The sequence below is a fragment of the Saccharopolyspora shandongensis genome (genome assembly GCF_900106995.1).
Lineage (GTDB): Bacteria > Actinomycetota > Actinomycetes > Mycobacteriales > Pseudonocardiaceae > Saccharopolyspora > Saccharopolyspora shandongensis.
Genome location: NZ_FNOK01000018.1, coordinates 51,496 through 65,613 on the forward strand (window position 1 = coordinate 51,496; position 14,118 = coordinate 65,613).

Here is a 14,118-nt window from a genome sequence, read left to right on the forward strand (position 1 = left end):
GGCGGCGCTGCGTCGAGTCAACCCGCCCTCCCCGACTCCGCGCGCCGCCCCCTTCCTAGCTCATCCGCACGCCATACCCGTCACGGCCAAACGCTGGCTGGCACCGCGCTATCACCAGCGCGATCTGCACCCCAATGCATCCAGACCACGACCGTTCTGCGCTGCGTTGTTCCCAGCCCTGCCCGATCCGTCGGCCATCGCGCCGCTCCCCCGGACGGATCGGGCAGCCCTAGCCACGGCGGCCCCGCTGCTGCCCCGACCGCCGGCGGGGTCGCCGTGCCCAGATCAACCCGCCGTAGGCGCCACGGCGCCCATCAATGAATGGAGTCCCGGGATGTCGACACCTGCCACTACGCCCAACTCCCCGGACCTTGGCCAGTACACGCTCGCCGCCGAGATGACCTTCTTCATCGACCAATTGAACTGGCCGGTCAGCCTCGACACTCGCCACCAGCGGCTGGTCGCGCGGACCGGGTGCGTGCTCGATGCAATTCGGATGCGCGAGCACCTGGCTGAGCCGACCGCGCACGAACTGGCCGTCAGCCTGATGTCCGGCCCGGTCTGCCGCGATGAGACAGGTTGGTGGACGTTCATCACGGCGCCCCGCAGAGGCAGGCCGATCACACTCCCAGATGACCTGCTCCACAGCCGCGCCGTTTACGCCCTCCCTCGAGGGCGCGAAGTCGTCGTCCCGCCCGTCGCTGCAACGACACGGTGGTGGTGCCAGCCGCAGCCCGGCCGTTCGTTGCCTCCCTGGTCCGCGGTTGTTGCAGTGGCCCGCTCAGCCCTCAGCCGTCGTGGCTGACTGCGCAATGCCCGGAGTACCGCTGCGCTGCGCGCAGGGATCACTCGCTTCGTCACCAAGGAGTTTTCTCATGTCTGCCACCGATTCTGTCACCGAAGAAACGCGGTGCCCGAGCGTCCACGGCGGCCGGGTCCGGCACCGACCCAGGACCACTCCCAATGGGGAGCCGGTGACGATGCCGTACCTGGACCTCCCGTACGGCCAAGGGCAACGGCAGGTCATCCTCACCGTTTGCTGCGACGCCCTGCTCGTGCCACCGCTCGACGAGGACCCCGAGCACCTGGTCGATTGCTCCGGCATCACACCGCGTCTGGTCACGAGCTAATCGCGCCGGTGGCCGACGGCTCCATGAACCGACTCTTAGCCAGCGACACGCGCTCTGCCTGAACCTGTACCGGGCGCACAAATTGTCCACGCCAGAAGACAAGGACCGTCAATGAATCAGGAGTTGCCCGATGTGGAGATTTTCGCCGTCCGTGACGACTTTGATCGCATCGCGCGTCGCTACATCGGTGCCGTTGTCGACAATGGCGGGCGGGTGCTGCTTGTACGGCGTCGCGTCGATAGCGAGCTCCGGCCTGGCTGTTGGGAAGTCCCCGTGGCCCGCCTGGCGGACAACGAGAACCTGGTGCAAGCCAGCGACCGCGGGCTCGCCGCAGGAACGTGCTTGCAGATCGAGGAAATCACGGCCTATCACGGCTTCGTCGATTTCATCGATCGTGGCGGGGTCCTCGCTCGCCTGCACCTCTTTGCCGTCTCGGTCACGGACGTGATGCGACTGCGAATTGGCGGGGACTACGAGGCCCACAGCTGGGAACCAGCCGAGGTCATCGAGGAGTTCATAAGCCGTTACCGTCAGCGCCCAGGGTGATCACCCCCGCACGGGATTGATACCAGAGGGTCGCCACGGGAACTGGCGCGAATGGATATCACCAACCGATGGCCAGTTCATAGCCGCTTTGGCGACGCACTGCGAATGCCCCTTCACGACACCAAATGCTCACGTAGTGCACAACCTGGCTGCCGATTCTACCCGTCCGAGAAGTCCCAAGTGGACTGAACTGTTCGGGTTGACGTGGGCGGTTTCGGCTCCGCCGAAATGAGATGGGAGAGCATCATGGTGATGTTCCTGGCAGTTCTGTCAGTCCTCGTGCTCGTTCTCGGGCTGTTGGCGTGGGGGCCGTCCGATAGCGCCAGGCGTCCACGATGAGCGGGCGCGCGTGGATCAACAGCGTGCATACCTCTCTGTGGCATGCCTGTGACGTGAATGATGCGGGCGGATCCATCGTTGTGTTGTGCGGAAACCGCCTTTACGGCCCGTTTCACCGTCGCCTTGGTGACGAAGTTCCTGCAGATTACCTCTCGGTGTGCCAAGCGTGTACCGATCTCGCGCGTCGGGAGCCAAAGGGGCGGCCTCAGCCGGAGCGAATCATGTGGCCCACAACCGATCCGGACGCCACGGTGCGCGTCGCCGCTTTCCAAGCGGCGCTGGACATCGGGGCGGAGGATCCGAAAGGTGGAGCCTGCAAGCTCGAACCTGGCACGCCTCACCGAGGTGTACCGCGCTGGCCGCTGCCGTCTGATTCCAGGGCCCCCGCCGGTTCAGGGTACCCGGACGCCCTCCAGCAACCAGCGGGTGCGGGGTGTGCTGGGTGATCAGGACGACTCCGTGCCCGGCATCGCGCAGCCGTGGTGCCAGTGCCCGGTAAAGCGTGCCGCCAGCGAGTCGCGGAGTTTGGCGGCGTTTTCGATGGACAGGTCAATTCGCGAAGATTCCCGGGTGCGTCTGTGCATGTCGGTGACCGGGTCGGCGAACCTCGTGGTGAACGCGTGGACGGCGGACATGGCAGACCTGATGAACATGCAGGACAGCCTCGAACGCCTGCTGCGCCAGGGCGGCATCCTGAACAGCTCGGTGATCCTGCGGACGCGCAAGCGCGTCGGTTGGCTGATGCACCCGGACGGCTGCTGCACCGGCGAGTCATCCCGCTTTCCGGGCCGCTGACCGAGCCCCCGAGCTGAAAGCCGGGCGCGGGCGCGGAAAACGCCCCCGCGCCCGGGCGGTCAGACCTGGCCGACGCCGGGGTGGCCGTTCTCGATCACGAAGCGGGCGCGGTCGCGGATGGGCGAACCGGGGGTCTCGACGTAGTCGATGACGCGGAAGTCGGCCTTCCACTCGGAGTGCGTGATGGTGTTGCGGACGTAGCCGCGATTGCGGTTGATGAACTTGATGTGCGGGTTCTCCTGGAGCTGGACCGCGTCGGTGGGGTTCTGGTCGACGCCGTTGCCATTGGAGGTGATCGAGGTGCCGACCAGCTCGGTGGCCACGGTCGCCGAAGCCGGGTCGTCGAAGTCGGCCTTGATGTCGGCGACGTAGTTGGCGTGCACGTCGCCGGTGATCACGACCGGGTTGGAAGCCTTGGCCAGCTGGTCGCGCACGAGGTTGCGCTCCACCACGTAGTTGTCCCAGGCGTCGTCGCTGAAGGAGTCGTCGTCGCCTGCGGTGAAGTCGCGCTGCGAGAAGAAGACCTGCTGCGCCAGCACGTTCCAGCGGGCGGTCTGGCCGCCCAGGTTGCGCAGCAGCCAATCGCGCTGGTCGGCGCCCAGGATCGTGCGTTCGGGGTCCAGTCGCTTGGCCTGGTCCTGGAAGTCGCGGTACTGGCGGGTGTCCAGCAGGTGGAAGTCCACCAGGTCGCCGAAGGTCAGCCGGCGGTGGATGCGGATGTTCGGGCCCGACGGGCGCTGCGTCGAGCGCAGCGGCATGTTCTCGTAGTAGGCCTGGAACGCCTCGGCGCGGCGCTGGCGGAAGACCGCCGGGTCCTGGTCGGGCTCGCTGTCCGGCTGGGAGCGGTCGCCGGCCCAGTTGTTCTCCACCTCGTGGTCGTCGAAGACGACCACCCACGGGAAGGCGGCGTGCGCGGCCTGCAGGTCCGGGTCGGTCTTGTACTGGGCGAGCCGCGTGCGGTAGTCGGCGAGGCCGAAGATTTCGCGCGCGGGTACGTGCGCGCGGCCGATGGTGCCCTTGGCGCCGCTCTCGTAGATGTAGTCGCCGAGGAAGGCGACCAGGTCGAGGTCCTCCTCGACCATGTGGGAGTAGGCGCTGAAGTGGCCGACGGGGTAGTTCTGGCAGCTGGCGAAGGCGAACGCGAACCGGTCGAGCCGCGCGCCGAAGCGCGGCGCGGTCTTCGTGCGGCCGACCGGGCTGAGCTCGCCGTCGACCCGGAAGCGGTAGAAGTAGTCGGCGGCGGGCTCGAGGCGGTCGAGCTCGACGTGCACCGAGTGGGCGGATTCCGGCCGGGCCATCTCGGTGCCGTCGGCCACGACGTGGCGGAACTGCTCGTCGGTGGCGACCTGCCACTGCACCGGCACGATCCGGTCGGACATGCCGCCGAGCCCGTCCTCGGCGAGCGGGTTCGGGGCCAGTCGGGTCCACAGCACGACGCCGGAGGGCAGCGGGTCACCGGAAGCGACGCCGAGCGAGAACGGGGAGCGGATCGGCCTGACTCCCGCGCCGGGGGAGGCGCTGGCGACGGCACCTAGACCGGTGCTGCCCAGCGCTGCCGCGCCGAGGGCTGCCGTGCCGGCTAACAGGACCTTGCGGCGGGACGGGGTTGCTTGGCTGGGGCCCGGATTCTCTGACATGTGCCACCTGTTCGGCAGTGCGCGGTCCACACGGCGTGCGTCCACGCAGGATCGGGAAATTCGGACGAACGGTAGTTCCGCCAGATGGCCGACAGACGAACCAGCGTTGTCCCCCCGATGTACCTGAGGGGTAGGGACTGGCGTCCCGCAGCGGGCAACCCCCAAGATCGAGCATCTTGCTGCACGCTGCTCCCTCACTCGTCCGCGATGGATACGAAACGGCCGACCACCGCGCCGACGAACGCCCCCGACCTACTCCTGCACGGGCTTCGCGCCTACACCTCCACAGGCGTGGTCGGCCAACCCTCGCTGGCCAGCGCGCAGAAGGGCGCCGCCCTTCTCGACGCGTTCGAGAGCCAATTCGCCCGTCGCCTCGATGAGTTGCGTAAGCCGATCCCCTGAGCAACGGCTCAGGCTGCTTCAGCGTCGAACAAAGCGACGGACATCCCTTGTCGCCCTACAGGATTGTGGGAGCACGGACGACTTTGCAGGAGGGCCGACATCGCTGCTGGCCTATCTGCCTCGCGCTCGCGTGCGCCGGCCAAGCGCGGGCGACCTATCGCACGCTGGATGTGACAACGGCACTCTGAGCGATATCGGGGAGGCGGGTGTACCCATGCGCCTCAGGGGGCGTCGACGCTCGGGAACACCCGCTGCCAGTTCAGGGAGCGCTTGCTGATGACGGGCGCCGCTCTCCGGCAATCTGGCGTTGCCGCAACGGTGCGCGCGTACTCATCGGTCACGCCATTGATCGGCAACGGGATGCCCCGGCGACGCTTGCCGACGGATCGTCAGTTGCCATTTCCGATTACCCCGAGTGAGGTTGCCCCCGAAGACCGGACACCGGGGTTTCATGCCACGAGGGCGTGGTCTTGACGATAGTTGATGCGCGTTTCGTGGGGTGTTCGGTGGTCAAGTGTCGAATGTAGACGGTCGTAGTTGTAGTAGCCGAGGTAGGAGAAGACGTCCCGCCGGGCGTCGGTTCGGGTAGCCCACACGGTGGTGCCGATCTCGGTCTTGAGCGTGGCGAAGAACGACTCCGCGACCGCGTTGTCGTAGCACGACCCGGTCCTGCCTACCGACGGTCGCACGCCCAGACCGGCGAGCGTGGCACGGAAGGCGGCCGAGGTGTATTGCGAGCCACGGTCGGAATGAAAGACCGCGTCGTTACCGATCAGGCCACGCCGGGCGGCCAGAACGATCGCGTCACCGACCAGTTCGGCGCGCATGTGCCCGGCCATCGCGTGGCCGATGACCTCCCTGCTGTGCAGGTCGATCACCGTGGCCAGATACAGCCAGCCCTCTTGTGTGGGCAGATAGGTGATGTCACCGACGAGCCGTCTGCCGGGTGCTGGGGCGGTGAAGTCGCGGCCGATGAGATCGGGCACCGGGGCAGCGGTCTCATCCTGCCTGGTCAGTGACCGGCGCCGACGCCGCGTGATGCCGACGATGCCGTGCTCGCGCATGATCCTCTCGACACGTTTGTGGTTGACCCGCCGGCCGCGGCGGCGCAACGCGGCAACGATCCGCGGGCGACCATAGGCCCCACGGTGCTCGGCGTGGACCTCGGCGATCTCGGCTGCCAGCCGTTCGTCGGCGGCGGTTCGTTCAGCGCGTGCGGGCGCGGCGGCCAGCCACTCGTAGAAGCCCGGACGTCTGATACCCAGGACCCGGCACAGCCGTGCGACGCCGAAGACGGCGCGGTGTTCGGAGATGAACCGGTAGCTGCAGGTCAACGACCCATCTCCTTGATGCTTCTATGTCAAGCGGCCTCCTGACCGGTGTTGGTCGCGGGCTGAGTGCGTGTTCGTTCGTCGGCGAGCAGCGCTCGCAGGACCACGTCAGAGAGGCGTCGTCGCAGCAGCCGTAGTGCTTCCTTGCGTGTCTTGCCGCGGGCGGTGAGCCCGTCGTAGTAGGTCTTGCCGCGCCCGCTGCCGCGTGCCTGAGTGACCGCGATCGTGTGGAGTGCGTGGTTGAGGGTCCGGTTGCCGCCGCGGTTGAGGCGGACCTTGACGTTGTTGCCGGACCAGACGGGAATCGGGGCGGTGCCGGTGAAGCGGGCATAGGCATCTTTGGAGCGAAACCGTGACGCGGTGGCGGTCTCACCGATGATGGCGGCGGCACTGAGCACCCCGCAGCCGGGTATTGCAAGCAGACTGGGCGCCAGGATGCGAACGAGGTCGCGTAGTTCTCGTTCGAGCTGGTTGACCTGTCGGGTCAGTTCCCGGCACCGGGCAAGTAGGTCGTCGGCGATGCGGGCGACTGTGCCGCTGAAGCCCTCCAGGTGGGCGGCGACGGAGTCCATTGTGGAGTAGCTGCGCAGGCCGCGTGGCGGGATCGTCAGCTGGGGATCGAGCTCGTGCACATGCCAGCGCAACCGATTGATCACCTTGGTCCGTTCAAGGATCAGATCATGGCGGTGATCGAACAGCAGCTTGACCTGCCGCGATGGCCCATCCAGTGCCGCGACCGGCAGGTCCGGCTCACGCAAGGCGGCGTGCGCTACCGCGAGGGCGTCGATCGGGTCGGACTTGCCGGGCTGGCGGCCTGACCGGCGGGCAGTGGCCATGAACCGCGTGTGCACCCGGATCACGCGGAAGCCCATCTTGATCAGGTCCTGCTCGAGCCTTCGGGTCATGTGCCGGCAGTCCTCGACCGCGAACGAGACATCGCTCCACTGGCCGGCCCACTGCACCGCGTTCAGATGACCCTCACTGGTGGCCTGGACCGTCCGTTCTGCCAGCTTGCGGCCGACCTCGTCGACCGCGACCAGCGTGTGTGTCCGCTTATGCGCGTCCACCCCGATCAGCACTGCCATCGAATCTCCCTTGCTGTCCAGACGATTTCCACGACGGACAGCGGGGGGCATGCCTTAGTTGAGCGATCGGCGAGCTTCTATCAAGCCACTCCACCGCCCGGCGCGGGATCCGGCGGGGCCGCACATCAGGACAAGCCACCAGCGTGCTGGGGCAGCAAAATAGCGAGCGAGCCCTACCGGATGCCGATCACTCTCGCACTAAGGCGAAATAGGCGGCTGCCTTGCGAAGGATCTCCTTCTCCAGCTCCAACTCGGCCACCCGCTTACGCAGCGCCCGCAGCTCTTCCTGCTCGCTCGTGGAGACGCTGCCCGGCGACGCGGTCTCGGCGCGGTCGGCGGTGCGGACCCAGTTACGCAGCGTCTCGTGGTTCACCCCGAGCTCGCGGGCGACCTGCCGTAACGGGCGATCCGAGGACCGGGCCAACTCGACCGCGTCCTTGCGGAACTGCTCGGGATACTTCGATGAACCTGACACAGGGACATCCTTGCTCCGGCAACTGCTGCCTGGGATCAGGGTGTCCGATTCACAGGGGCAACCTCATGTGTTGTTGATTCCACTGACGAGGCGGTACACCTGTCATGATGCCCGGCGCGTTGCCGTGTAGCTGTTGACGTGGCGTTGGTCGCGTTTGGCGCCGTACTACCGCGTGCTCGGTACTCCTTAACCCGCTCTGTGTCGATGAGGCCGTGTTGTCACTCCGGCATGGCCGGGAGGATATGGCCAGGTGAAACCGGTTTGTCCGCTAGTTGCGGACAACCGGTCATGATCACCCGATTGGCCCTAGCCGGTCGGCGCCAAACCCATCCGGAACGCCAAGCCGCGCAATTCACGGCCGCCGGCATCACGCCGCGAACGCCGCAGCAAGTCCCCCACGGCTTCGCGGACAAACACGTCATTGCGCACCCGCTGAGGCGCCAAATCCTCGGCGCGCAGGATCGAGGCTAATCCGGCCTCGCGCGAAGCCGGGCCACTAGCCAGTTGCGCGCGCCCGAGATCGGCCCAGTACTCCGCTTGCCGGGATGGTGACGGGATCAGTTCCGGGTGGACGTCGCGGGCCACCTCCGCGACCCGGGGCCCGTCGCCGAGCTCGGTGGACAACGCGACGCGCCAAATCCCGACGTTCACCGTCCCGAACCACATGTACGCGAAGTTCCCCACCGGGCCGTCCAGGCGGTTCGCCATCGCCTCAGCCTCGGCGAGATGGGTGTTCATCGTGGCCCGATCGGCCTGAGCTGCCGCGGCCAGGGCGGCCGACAGGTGCAGCATTCCGGATGCCTGGAGGACGTCGGGGGCATCCAACGCACTGGAGATCTCCTCCGCGGCGAGCACACTGCGCTGGTACTGCTTTGAACGGCTCAGGCCGCCCGCAGCGTCACCACGCAGCCACGTCACATACCCCAGCCACTCCGGGGCCTCCAACTCCTCTGCGCACTTTTGGGCCTCGCGTGCCGCCAACAGCGGCAACCCTCTGCCGCCGAGCCGTTTGGTCGTCCACGTGCACGAGCTGTAGCAGTGCAACAACCCCAACAGCGCCTCGCGTCGGTGCTGCGGTTCGCGAACGTACGCCGCGTGGAGCTCGCCCAGCAGTTGCGGCGCCAGCCGACCTTGGGCGGCGTAATCCGCGTGGACATGCATCAATTCCCGCAATCGCTGGACCTCGGCCGCCAATTCGGGCCACGGCCGAGCGGCCACGCCCGGATCATGTTCCAGCTCGTACTCCTCCAGCGCGGCCTCAATCGCTGTCAGCGCCTCGTGCGCCTCAGCGTCCAGCGGATCACTACGCGTCCAGGGCCGGCCAGTAAGTTCGGTGGGGCTGACTCGCAGCGCTGCCGCCAGCCGTTCCAATACGGCTCGCTTGCTGACCGGCTTCTCCCCGCGCTCGATCTCGGACAGATACGAACGAGATATGCCCGCAAGATCCGCCGTGGCTCGAAGAGTTATCTGACGCCAGCTGCGGATCTCACGAATCCGTGCACCAATAGCATCCTGCGGCTCCTCCACCGGTGCCACCTCCCCAACATTGCTGATCACTCCGACGGTACCGGTCCGAGGTAAATATCCGAGGTCGTCGGGGTCCCTGAACCATCGAGCTGCGCACGTGGGCGTGCGTCACCGCCCTCATCACCCCGTCGCTGGCCACCCGCACTCGCAGCTACTTCAGCCCCGGTACTCGCTGACGAGACGAGTCTTCCACTGCGGCAGCTCGAACGCGTCCCGCAGTGACGTGTTCGTCCTTGCCGCAACGTTTGCGACGTGATGCCGGCGGCCGTGAATTTCGTGGCTTGGCGCCGACCGGCTAGGGCCAATCGGGTGATCATGACCGGTTGTCCGCAACTAGCGGACAAACCGGTTTCACCTGGCCATATCCTCCCGGCCATGCCGGAGTGACAACACGGCCTCATCGACACAGAGCGGGGTTATGTCAGGAGCACGAGCGCCGGTTCCTGTTTGGTGCCGGCGCTACTCCATCTGGATTCGGAATGGAATTTTGGTTAAGGAGATCACGATGTCAGCACCCCAGGACGGCCCCGAGTCTCTTGGGGTGGACTTGAGTATCGCCAGTGTGGCGCGGATGTACGACTATCTCCTTGGCGGCAAGGACAATTATGCGGTCGACCGCGAGGCTGTGGTCAAGTTGAGGCTCGCCACTCCCGACATCGACGATGTCGCGCGTCGGAACCGGATGTGGTTGCAGCGCGTGGTGTACTTCGCAGCCGCGGAGTTAGGGATTCGCCAGTTCCTGGATTTTGGAACCGGGTTGCCGACCCAGCGCACTGTGCATGAGGTGGCTCAGGAAATCCACCCGGATGTCCGAGTGGTCTACGCCGACAACGATCCTATTGTGCTGGCGCACGGCCGGGCGCTGCTGGAGGACAACGATCGGACGATCATGTTGGACGCTGACATGGCCCAGCCGGACACCGTCCTACGGGCTCCGGAGGTTCTGGATCTCATCGACTTCGGCGAGCCGGTCGCCGCGATCTACGCATCCGTGTTGCACTGCTTGCCCGATGAGGCGCACCCCTACGAGGTGGTGAAGCGCGTTCGCGATGCTCTCCCCTCGGGCAGCTGCCTGGGTCTGTCGCACCTGGAAAGTGAGGATCAGGCTGCCGCGGAGGCTCTGACGGAGAGCATGCGTAAGAGCACTCCCTACTGGGGACGGGTGCGGGACCGCAGCGAGATCCGCCGGTTTTTCGATGGTTTCGACGTCGTGGAGCCGGGTCTAGGGGACATCGCCGAGTGGTGGCTGGACATCCCGGCCGTCGAGCTGCCTCTGGCCTCGGATTACGTGCGCCCGTCCACTGCCAGCCCGGTCATCGAGTTCGGCGGCGCGGGCATCAAACGATGATGACGAGCCGTTCCGACCGGCGGCGCCGGTCACGCTCTTACTCCGAGGACCAGACCAGGGTGGACGACGTTGTGGGCGCGGGTGTGCGCAGCGAGCGCGAACGTGACCGAAGTGGCGCGCATTCGAAGTTATCCGGGCCGGCGTCGGGTGAGCGTGCTGATGTCGCTGCCGATGTACAGCGCCGGGCGCGGTGGGCGGCGGCGGTATCTGCGGTGGTCGTGGCAGGGCTGGGTTCGGGCTGTGCTCTCTACCTTCACCTTGCACATGGTTTGGTCGGGCCTGGTATCGGCGTTGGGATCGGCACCGCTGTGGCTGTCGCGGCGTTGGTGGTTGTCCCGATCAAGGTGACTGCGGCCGTCACCGCCGTTCAGTCTCGTCAGGACGCCGAGGCGATCGCACCGTCGCTTTTAGGCACGTCTGATCAGCAGCGATCGGTGCTGATCAATCTGTCGGTTCGACAGCAAGCGTGGATCGATCGGATTCGTGAGCTGTTGAACGAGTTGGTCGAGAAGACCGAAGAACCCAACGATCTAGACATGCTCTTCCGGCTCGACCACTTCATCAATCTGTACAGCCGTAACGCCGAAAATCTCGGGGCGCTTTTCGGCGAGCCGCCTCAGCGGCAGACGGATTCGCCGGAGGTCATGTATACGGTGCTGCGCTCCGCGGTGTGCGAAATCGAGCACTATGCCCGGATCAAGGTGGCTCCCCCGGATGATCGGCTCACCGTGCACGGTCATGCCTTTGTCGAGCTGGTGCACCTGCTGTCGGCGCTACTGGAGAACGCCACCGCGTTCTCCAAGGACGACGAGCCGGTCGGTCTGTCGGCCCGCGCCTGTCGGGCCGGTGTTGCGATCGAGGTGGAAGACCGGGGAGACGGCATGCACGACGACGACTACGCGCGGCTGAACGCATCGCTCGCTGATCCCGGTCAGATTGACTTGGGACAGCAACTCGGCGAGGACGGACGCACAGGTCTGGCGATCGTGGCGGTCTACGCTCACCGCTTGGAGACACGGGTAGAGCTGCGCCGCAACAACTTCGGCGGCACCACCGCCGTCGTCGTGGTGCCGCAGCGTTTGCTCGGCACTCCGCAGCGTCCACAGCAGCCGCCTGCTCCCGCGGCCGGAAGCATTCGCCCCAGTGCGCCTCCCCCCGTTGACACGCCGCAGCCGGTGAAGCACGCGGCGGTGACCGAGGGTCACCGTGCGCCGGGGCCCGGCAGGCAACAGCAAGGGCCACCGTTGCCCAAGCGGATCCCGGATCGGGCGAACAGGGCAGGCGAGGAAGGCCGACATCACTACTTCGAGGGGGATCTCCACAACGGAGGTCGGCCTGCTCTCCCCGTGCGCGCGGGCACCTATTTGCCTGCCGCCCTGCACGAACCGGCCGCTGCAGACCGCAGGCATGTCAAAGAGCTGGATCCGGATCTGCTTGCCGATCTCACCGACGGCACGGACTGAGTCGACGGGGCCAACACCTCACCGGTCACACGCGAAGGAACCCGATGATGGACCACGACACGACATCACCCGCCAACTACGTGCACGAGCTTCTCCGGAAGGTGCCCAAAGCCCGCTGTGGGCTGGTGGCGTCCCGAGACGGACTGGCCATCACGGCCGTGAATCTGGACTCCACTTCCGCGGCTCGGTTGTCGGCGACCGTGTCCGCGATCTTCTCGCTGGTCGGCCAGGCCGCCGTGGAGGCCGGTGATGGTGGCGGCGGCGACGTCCACCAGCTTCACGCCGAGGTCAGTAACAGCATCCTGTCCATCGTCGGGGCCGAGGGCAGTGTGCTGGCCGTGCTCTCTGACCTGGAGGTGAACCGGAAGGTGCTGGGCTTCGAGATGAGGAAGCTCGTGAAGGCCCTGCCGGAGCAGATGTCGACCCCGCCCCGGATGACCACGCCACCGACCACGTTGAGTGCCGGGTGACGATTGCGGTGCCCGAGGACAACCTGAGTGCGAGCGCCGGTGCGCGGGTGCGCCCCTACATCCGCACCGGTGGCCGGACCCGGCCCTCGGAGGACGCCATCGTAAGCCTTGATCTCGAAGCGAAGGTGTTCTCCACCCAACGAATCCCTCCGCAGCGCGTGGCGCCAGACCACCGTGAGGCGTTGCAGATCTGTGACCGTCCGCGCACGGTCGCGGAAGTCGCGGCGCGGCTACGCCTTCCCGTGGCGCTGGCGAAAGTACTGCTGCGGGGGCTCATCGACGTGGGAGCGGTGGCGGTGCGCGCGTCGACCACCTCGCGCTTCGCCCGTGACCGAGAGACCCTGGAGCGCCTTCATGCGGCCCTGCAGCAACTCTGATCCGAGCCCGCAGGCGACCGTCCAGTGCAAGATCATCATCTCGGGCGGGCTCGGTGCCGGCAAAACCACCTTCGTCTCAACGATCAGCGACATCCCGCCCCTGATCACCGAAGAGCGGTTCACGACCGCCAGCGAAGGCACTGACGACCTCGCCGGCTTGGAACGCAAGGTCACGACGACCGTCGCGATGGACTTCGGCCTTCTGGCCTGGCCAGAGCACAACATGGAGCTGTACCTGTTCGGCACGCCGGGCCAGCACCGGTTCTGGTTCATGTGGGACGAGCTGATCCGCGGCGCGGCCGGCGCGGTCGTGCTCGCTGACACCCGCAGGCTTGAGGATTGTTTCGGGCCCGTGGAGTTCTTCCTGCGACGCGGCCTGCCGTTCATCCTCGCCGTGAACGTCTTCGACGATGCCTACCGCTACGAGCCGGGCGAACTGCGGGATGCGCTCCGGCTCGATCCTGGCGTCCCGATCCTGTTCTGCGATGCACGCGAGCGCCACTCCGTCACAGGTGTCCTCGGCGGCGTGGTCGCGCATGTCCTGAAACTGCTGACGTAGTCGGTGAAAGATTAAAGGAGTCCATGGTGAAGACCATGTCCATACGCGGTCTGGGCGCCCCGCCGGATGACCCCGAGAAGGCAGCAGGGGAGGAGGCAGCACGGCAGCACCGGCTGCGCGCGTTGGGGATCACTGCGCAGCCCGATCGCGAATTCGACGAGATTGCGCATGGGCTGGCGCGCGCGCTGGGCACGCCCCACGCGATGGTCAACGTGTTTCTGGACCAGACGCAGGTCTTCATTGGGCTGCATACGCCGTCGATGCAGCACAGCTTGGTCCTACACGACACCGCGCGCATGTCGCGGATCATGTCCCGGGACAAGGGGTTTTGCCCGCTCACAGTGCGGCGCCGCGTGCCGCTGGCCATCAAGAATGTCTTCGGGGTCCCGCTGTTCGCCAGCAACGACGTGGTGGACCGATTCCAGGTCCAGACGTATCTCGGCGCCCCGTTGATCGATCACACCGGAACCGCCTTGGGCACGACCTGCGTCGTCGGCAACGAACCGCGCGACTGGCAGCAAAGCCACGTCGAGCTCATCAAATCAACGGCTCGCGACGTCCTGGATCTGATGTACCAACGGCGGCAGCGCTGACAGGCGGAGCGGCCTGACACCCCTGGTCGACCGCCCATGAA

Annotated in this window: 16 protein-coding genes; 11 read left to right on the forward strand and 5 right to left on the reverse strand. The window is 66.4% G+C overall.

What is annotated here, in order from left to right; genetic code table 11:
• Window positions 1-334 precede the first annotated feature (334 nt).
• The 4 genes from BLW84_RS20280 to BLW84_RS20290 all read left to right on the forward strand — a co-directional run bounded on the left by BLW84_RS20280 (window position 335) and on the right by BLW84_RS20290 (window position 2,810).
• Entirely contained in the window at window positions 335-805 is a 471-nt protein-coding gene (locus tag BLW84_RS20280) for a hypothetical protein (protein WP_093267498.1), read from the forward strand.
• A gap of 70 nt (window positions 806-875) precedes the next feature.
• Window positions 876-1,130: a hypothetical protein gene (locus BLW84_RS46310; RefSeq protein WP_143061011.1), complete on the forward strand. Its 255-nt coding sequence runs from the start codon at window positions 876-878 to the stop codon at window positions 1,128-1,130.
• A 111-nt stretch (window positions 1,131-1,241) separates the two neighbouring features.
• On the forward strand, window positions 1,242-1,676 hold the full coding sequence (locus tag BLW84_RS20285) for a hypothetical protein (protein WP_093267500.1): 435 nt from the start codon (window positions 1,242-1,244) through the stop codon (window positions 1,674-1,676).
• Between the two features lie 765 nt (window positions 1,677-2,441).
• Window positions 2,442-2,810 (forward strand): hypothetical protein, encoded by a 369-nt coding sequence (locus BLW84_RS20290; protein ID WP_177226580.1) that lies wholly within the window; start codon window positions 2,442-2,444, stop codon window positions 2,808-2,810.
• 59 nt (window positions 2,811-2,869) lie between these two features.
• On the opposite strand, the gene BLW84_RS20295 is transcribed toward BLW84_RS20290, so the two are convergent.
• Window positions 2,870-4,447 carry an alkaline phosphatase D family protein gene (locus BLW84_RS20295; protein WP_093267501.1) on the reverse strand — a complete coding sequence of 526 codons (1,578 nt, stop codon included), beginning with the start codon at window positions 4,445-4,447 and terminating at the stop codon, window positions 2,870-2,872.
• 207 nt (window positions 4,448-4,654) lie between these two features.
• On the opposite strand from BLW84_RS20295, the gene BLW84_RS20300 reads away from it, so the two are divergent.
• On the forward strand, window positions 4,655-4,849 hold the full coding sequence (locus BLW84_RS20300; RefSeq protein WP_093267503.1) for a hypothetical protein: 195 nt from the start codon (window positions 4,655-4,657) through the stop codon (window positions 4,847-4,849).
• Between the two features lie 449 nt (window positions 4,850-5,298).
• Here the strand turns inward: BLW84_RS20300 and BLW84_RS20305 are convergent, their stop codons facing one another.
• From BLW84_RS20305 to BLW84_RS20320, 4 genes are all read right to left on the reverse strand, one after another.
• A complete protein-coding gene (locus BLW84_RS20305; protein WP_093267505.1) occupies window positions 5,299-6,183 on the reverse strand; it encodes an IS3 family transposase in 885 nt (294 codons plus the stop codon).
• 26 nt (window positions 6,184-6,209) lie between these two features.
• Entirely contained in the window at window positions 6,210-7,265 is a 1,056-nt protein-coding gene (locus BLW84_RS20310) for an IS110 family RNA-guided transposase (protein ID WP_093267506.1), read from the reverse strand.
• 187 nt (window positions 7,266-7,452) lie between these two features.
• On the reverse strand, window positions 7,453-7,740 hold the full coding sequence (locus tag BLW84_RS20315; RefSeq protein WP_177226581.1) for a transposase: 288 nt from the start codon (window positions 7,738-7,740) through the stop codon (window positions 7,453-7,455).
• A 306-nt stretch (window positions 7,741-8,046) separates the two neighbouring features.
• Entirely contained in the window at window positions 8,047-9,267 is a 1,221-nt protein-coding gene (locus tag BLW84_RS20320; protein WP_177226582.1) for a helix-turn-helix domain-containing protein, read from the reverse strand.
• Window positions 9,268-9,772: 505 nt separating this feature from the next.
• On the opposite strand from BLW84_RS20320, the gene BLW84_RS20325 reads away from it, so the two are divergent.
• Genes BLW84_RS20325 through BLW84_RS20350 form a run of 6 tightly spaced genes read left to right on the forward strand, consistent with a single transcriptional unit; the run spans window position 9,773 to window position 14,077 of the window.
• Window positions 9,773-10,615 carry an SAM-dependent methyltransferase gene (locus tag BLW84_RS20325; RefSeq protein WP_177226583.1) on the forward strand — a complete coding sequence of 281 codons (843 nt, stop codon included), beginning with the start codon at window positions 9,773-9,775 and terminating at the stop codon, window positions 10,613-10,615.
• 59 nt (window positions 10,616-10,674) lie between these two features.
• Complete coding sequence (locus BLW84_RS20330) at window positions 10,675-12,078, forward strand: ATP-binding protein (protein WP_177226584.1); 1,404 nt, start codon at window positions 10,675-10,677, stop codon at window positions 12,076-12,078.
• A 44-nt stretch (window positions 12,079-12,122) separates the two neighbouring features.
• A complete protein-coding gene (locus BLW84_RS20335) occupies window positions 12,123-12,548 on the forward strand; it encodes a roadblock/LC7 domain-containing protein (protein ID WP_093267514.1) in 426 nt (141 codons plus the stop codon).
• Window positions 12,545-12,925, forward strand: coding sequence for a DUF742 domain-containing protein (locus BLW84_RS20340; protein ID WP_093267516.1), 381 nt, complete (start codon window positions 12,545-12,547; stop codon window positions 12,923-12,925). Before BLW84_RS20335 ends, BLW84_RS20340 begins: the two co-directional genes overlap by 4 nt.
• Window positions 12,903-13,484, forward strand: coding sequence for a GTP-binding protein (locus BLW84_RS20345; RefSeq protein WP_093267517.1), 582 nt, complete (start codon window positions 12,903-12,905; stop codon window positions 13,482-13,484). The genes BLW84_RS20340 and BLW84_RS20345 overlap by 23 nt, the downstream gene beginning before the upstream one ends.
• A 23-nt stretch (window positions 13,485-13,507) precedes the next feature.
• Entirely contained in the window at window positions 13,508-14,077 is a 570-nt protein-coding gene (locus tag BLW84_RS20350; RefSeq protein ID WP_093267519.1) for a GAF domain-containing protein, read from the forward strand.
• Window positions 14,078-14,118 lie beyond the last annotated feature (41 nt).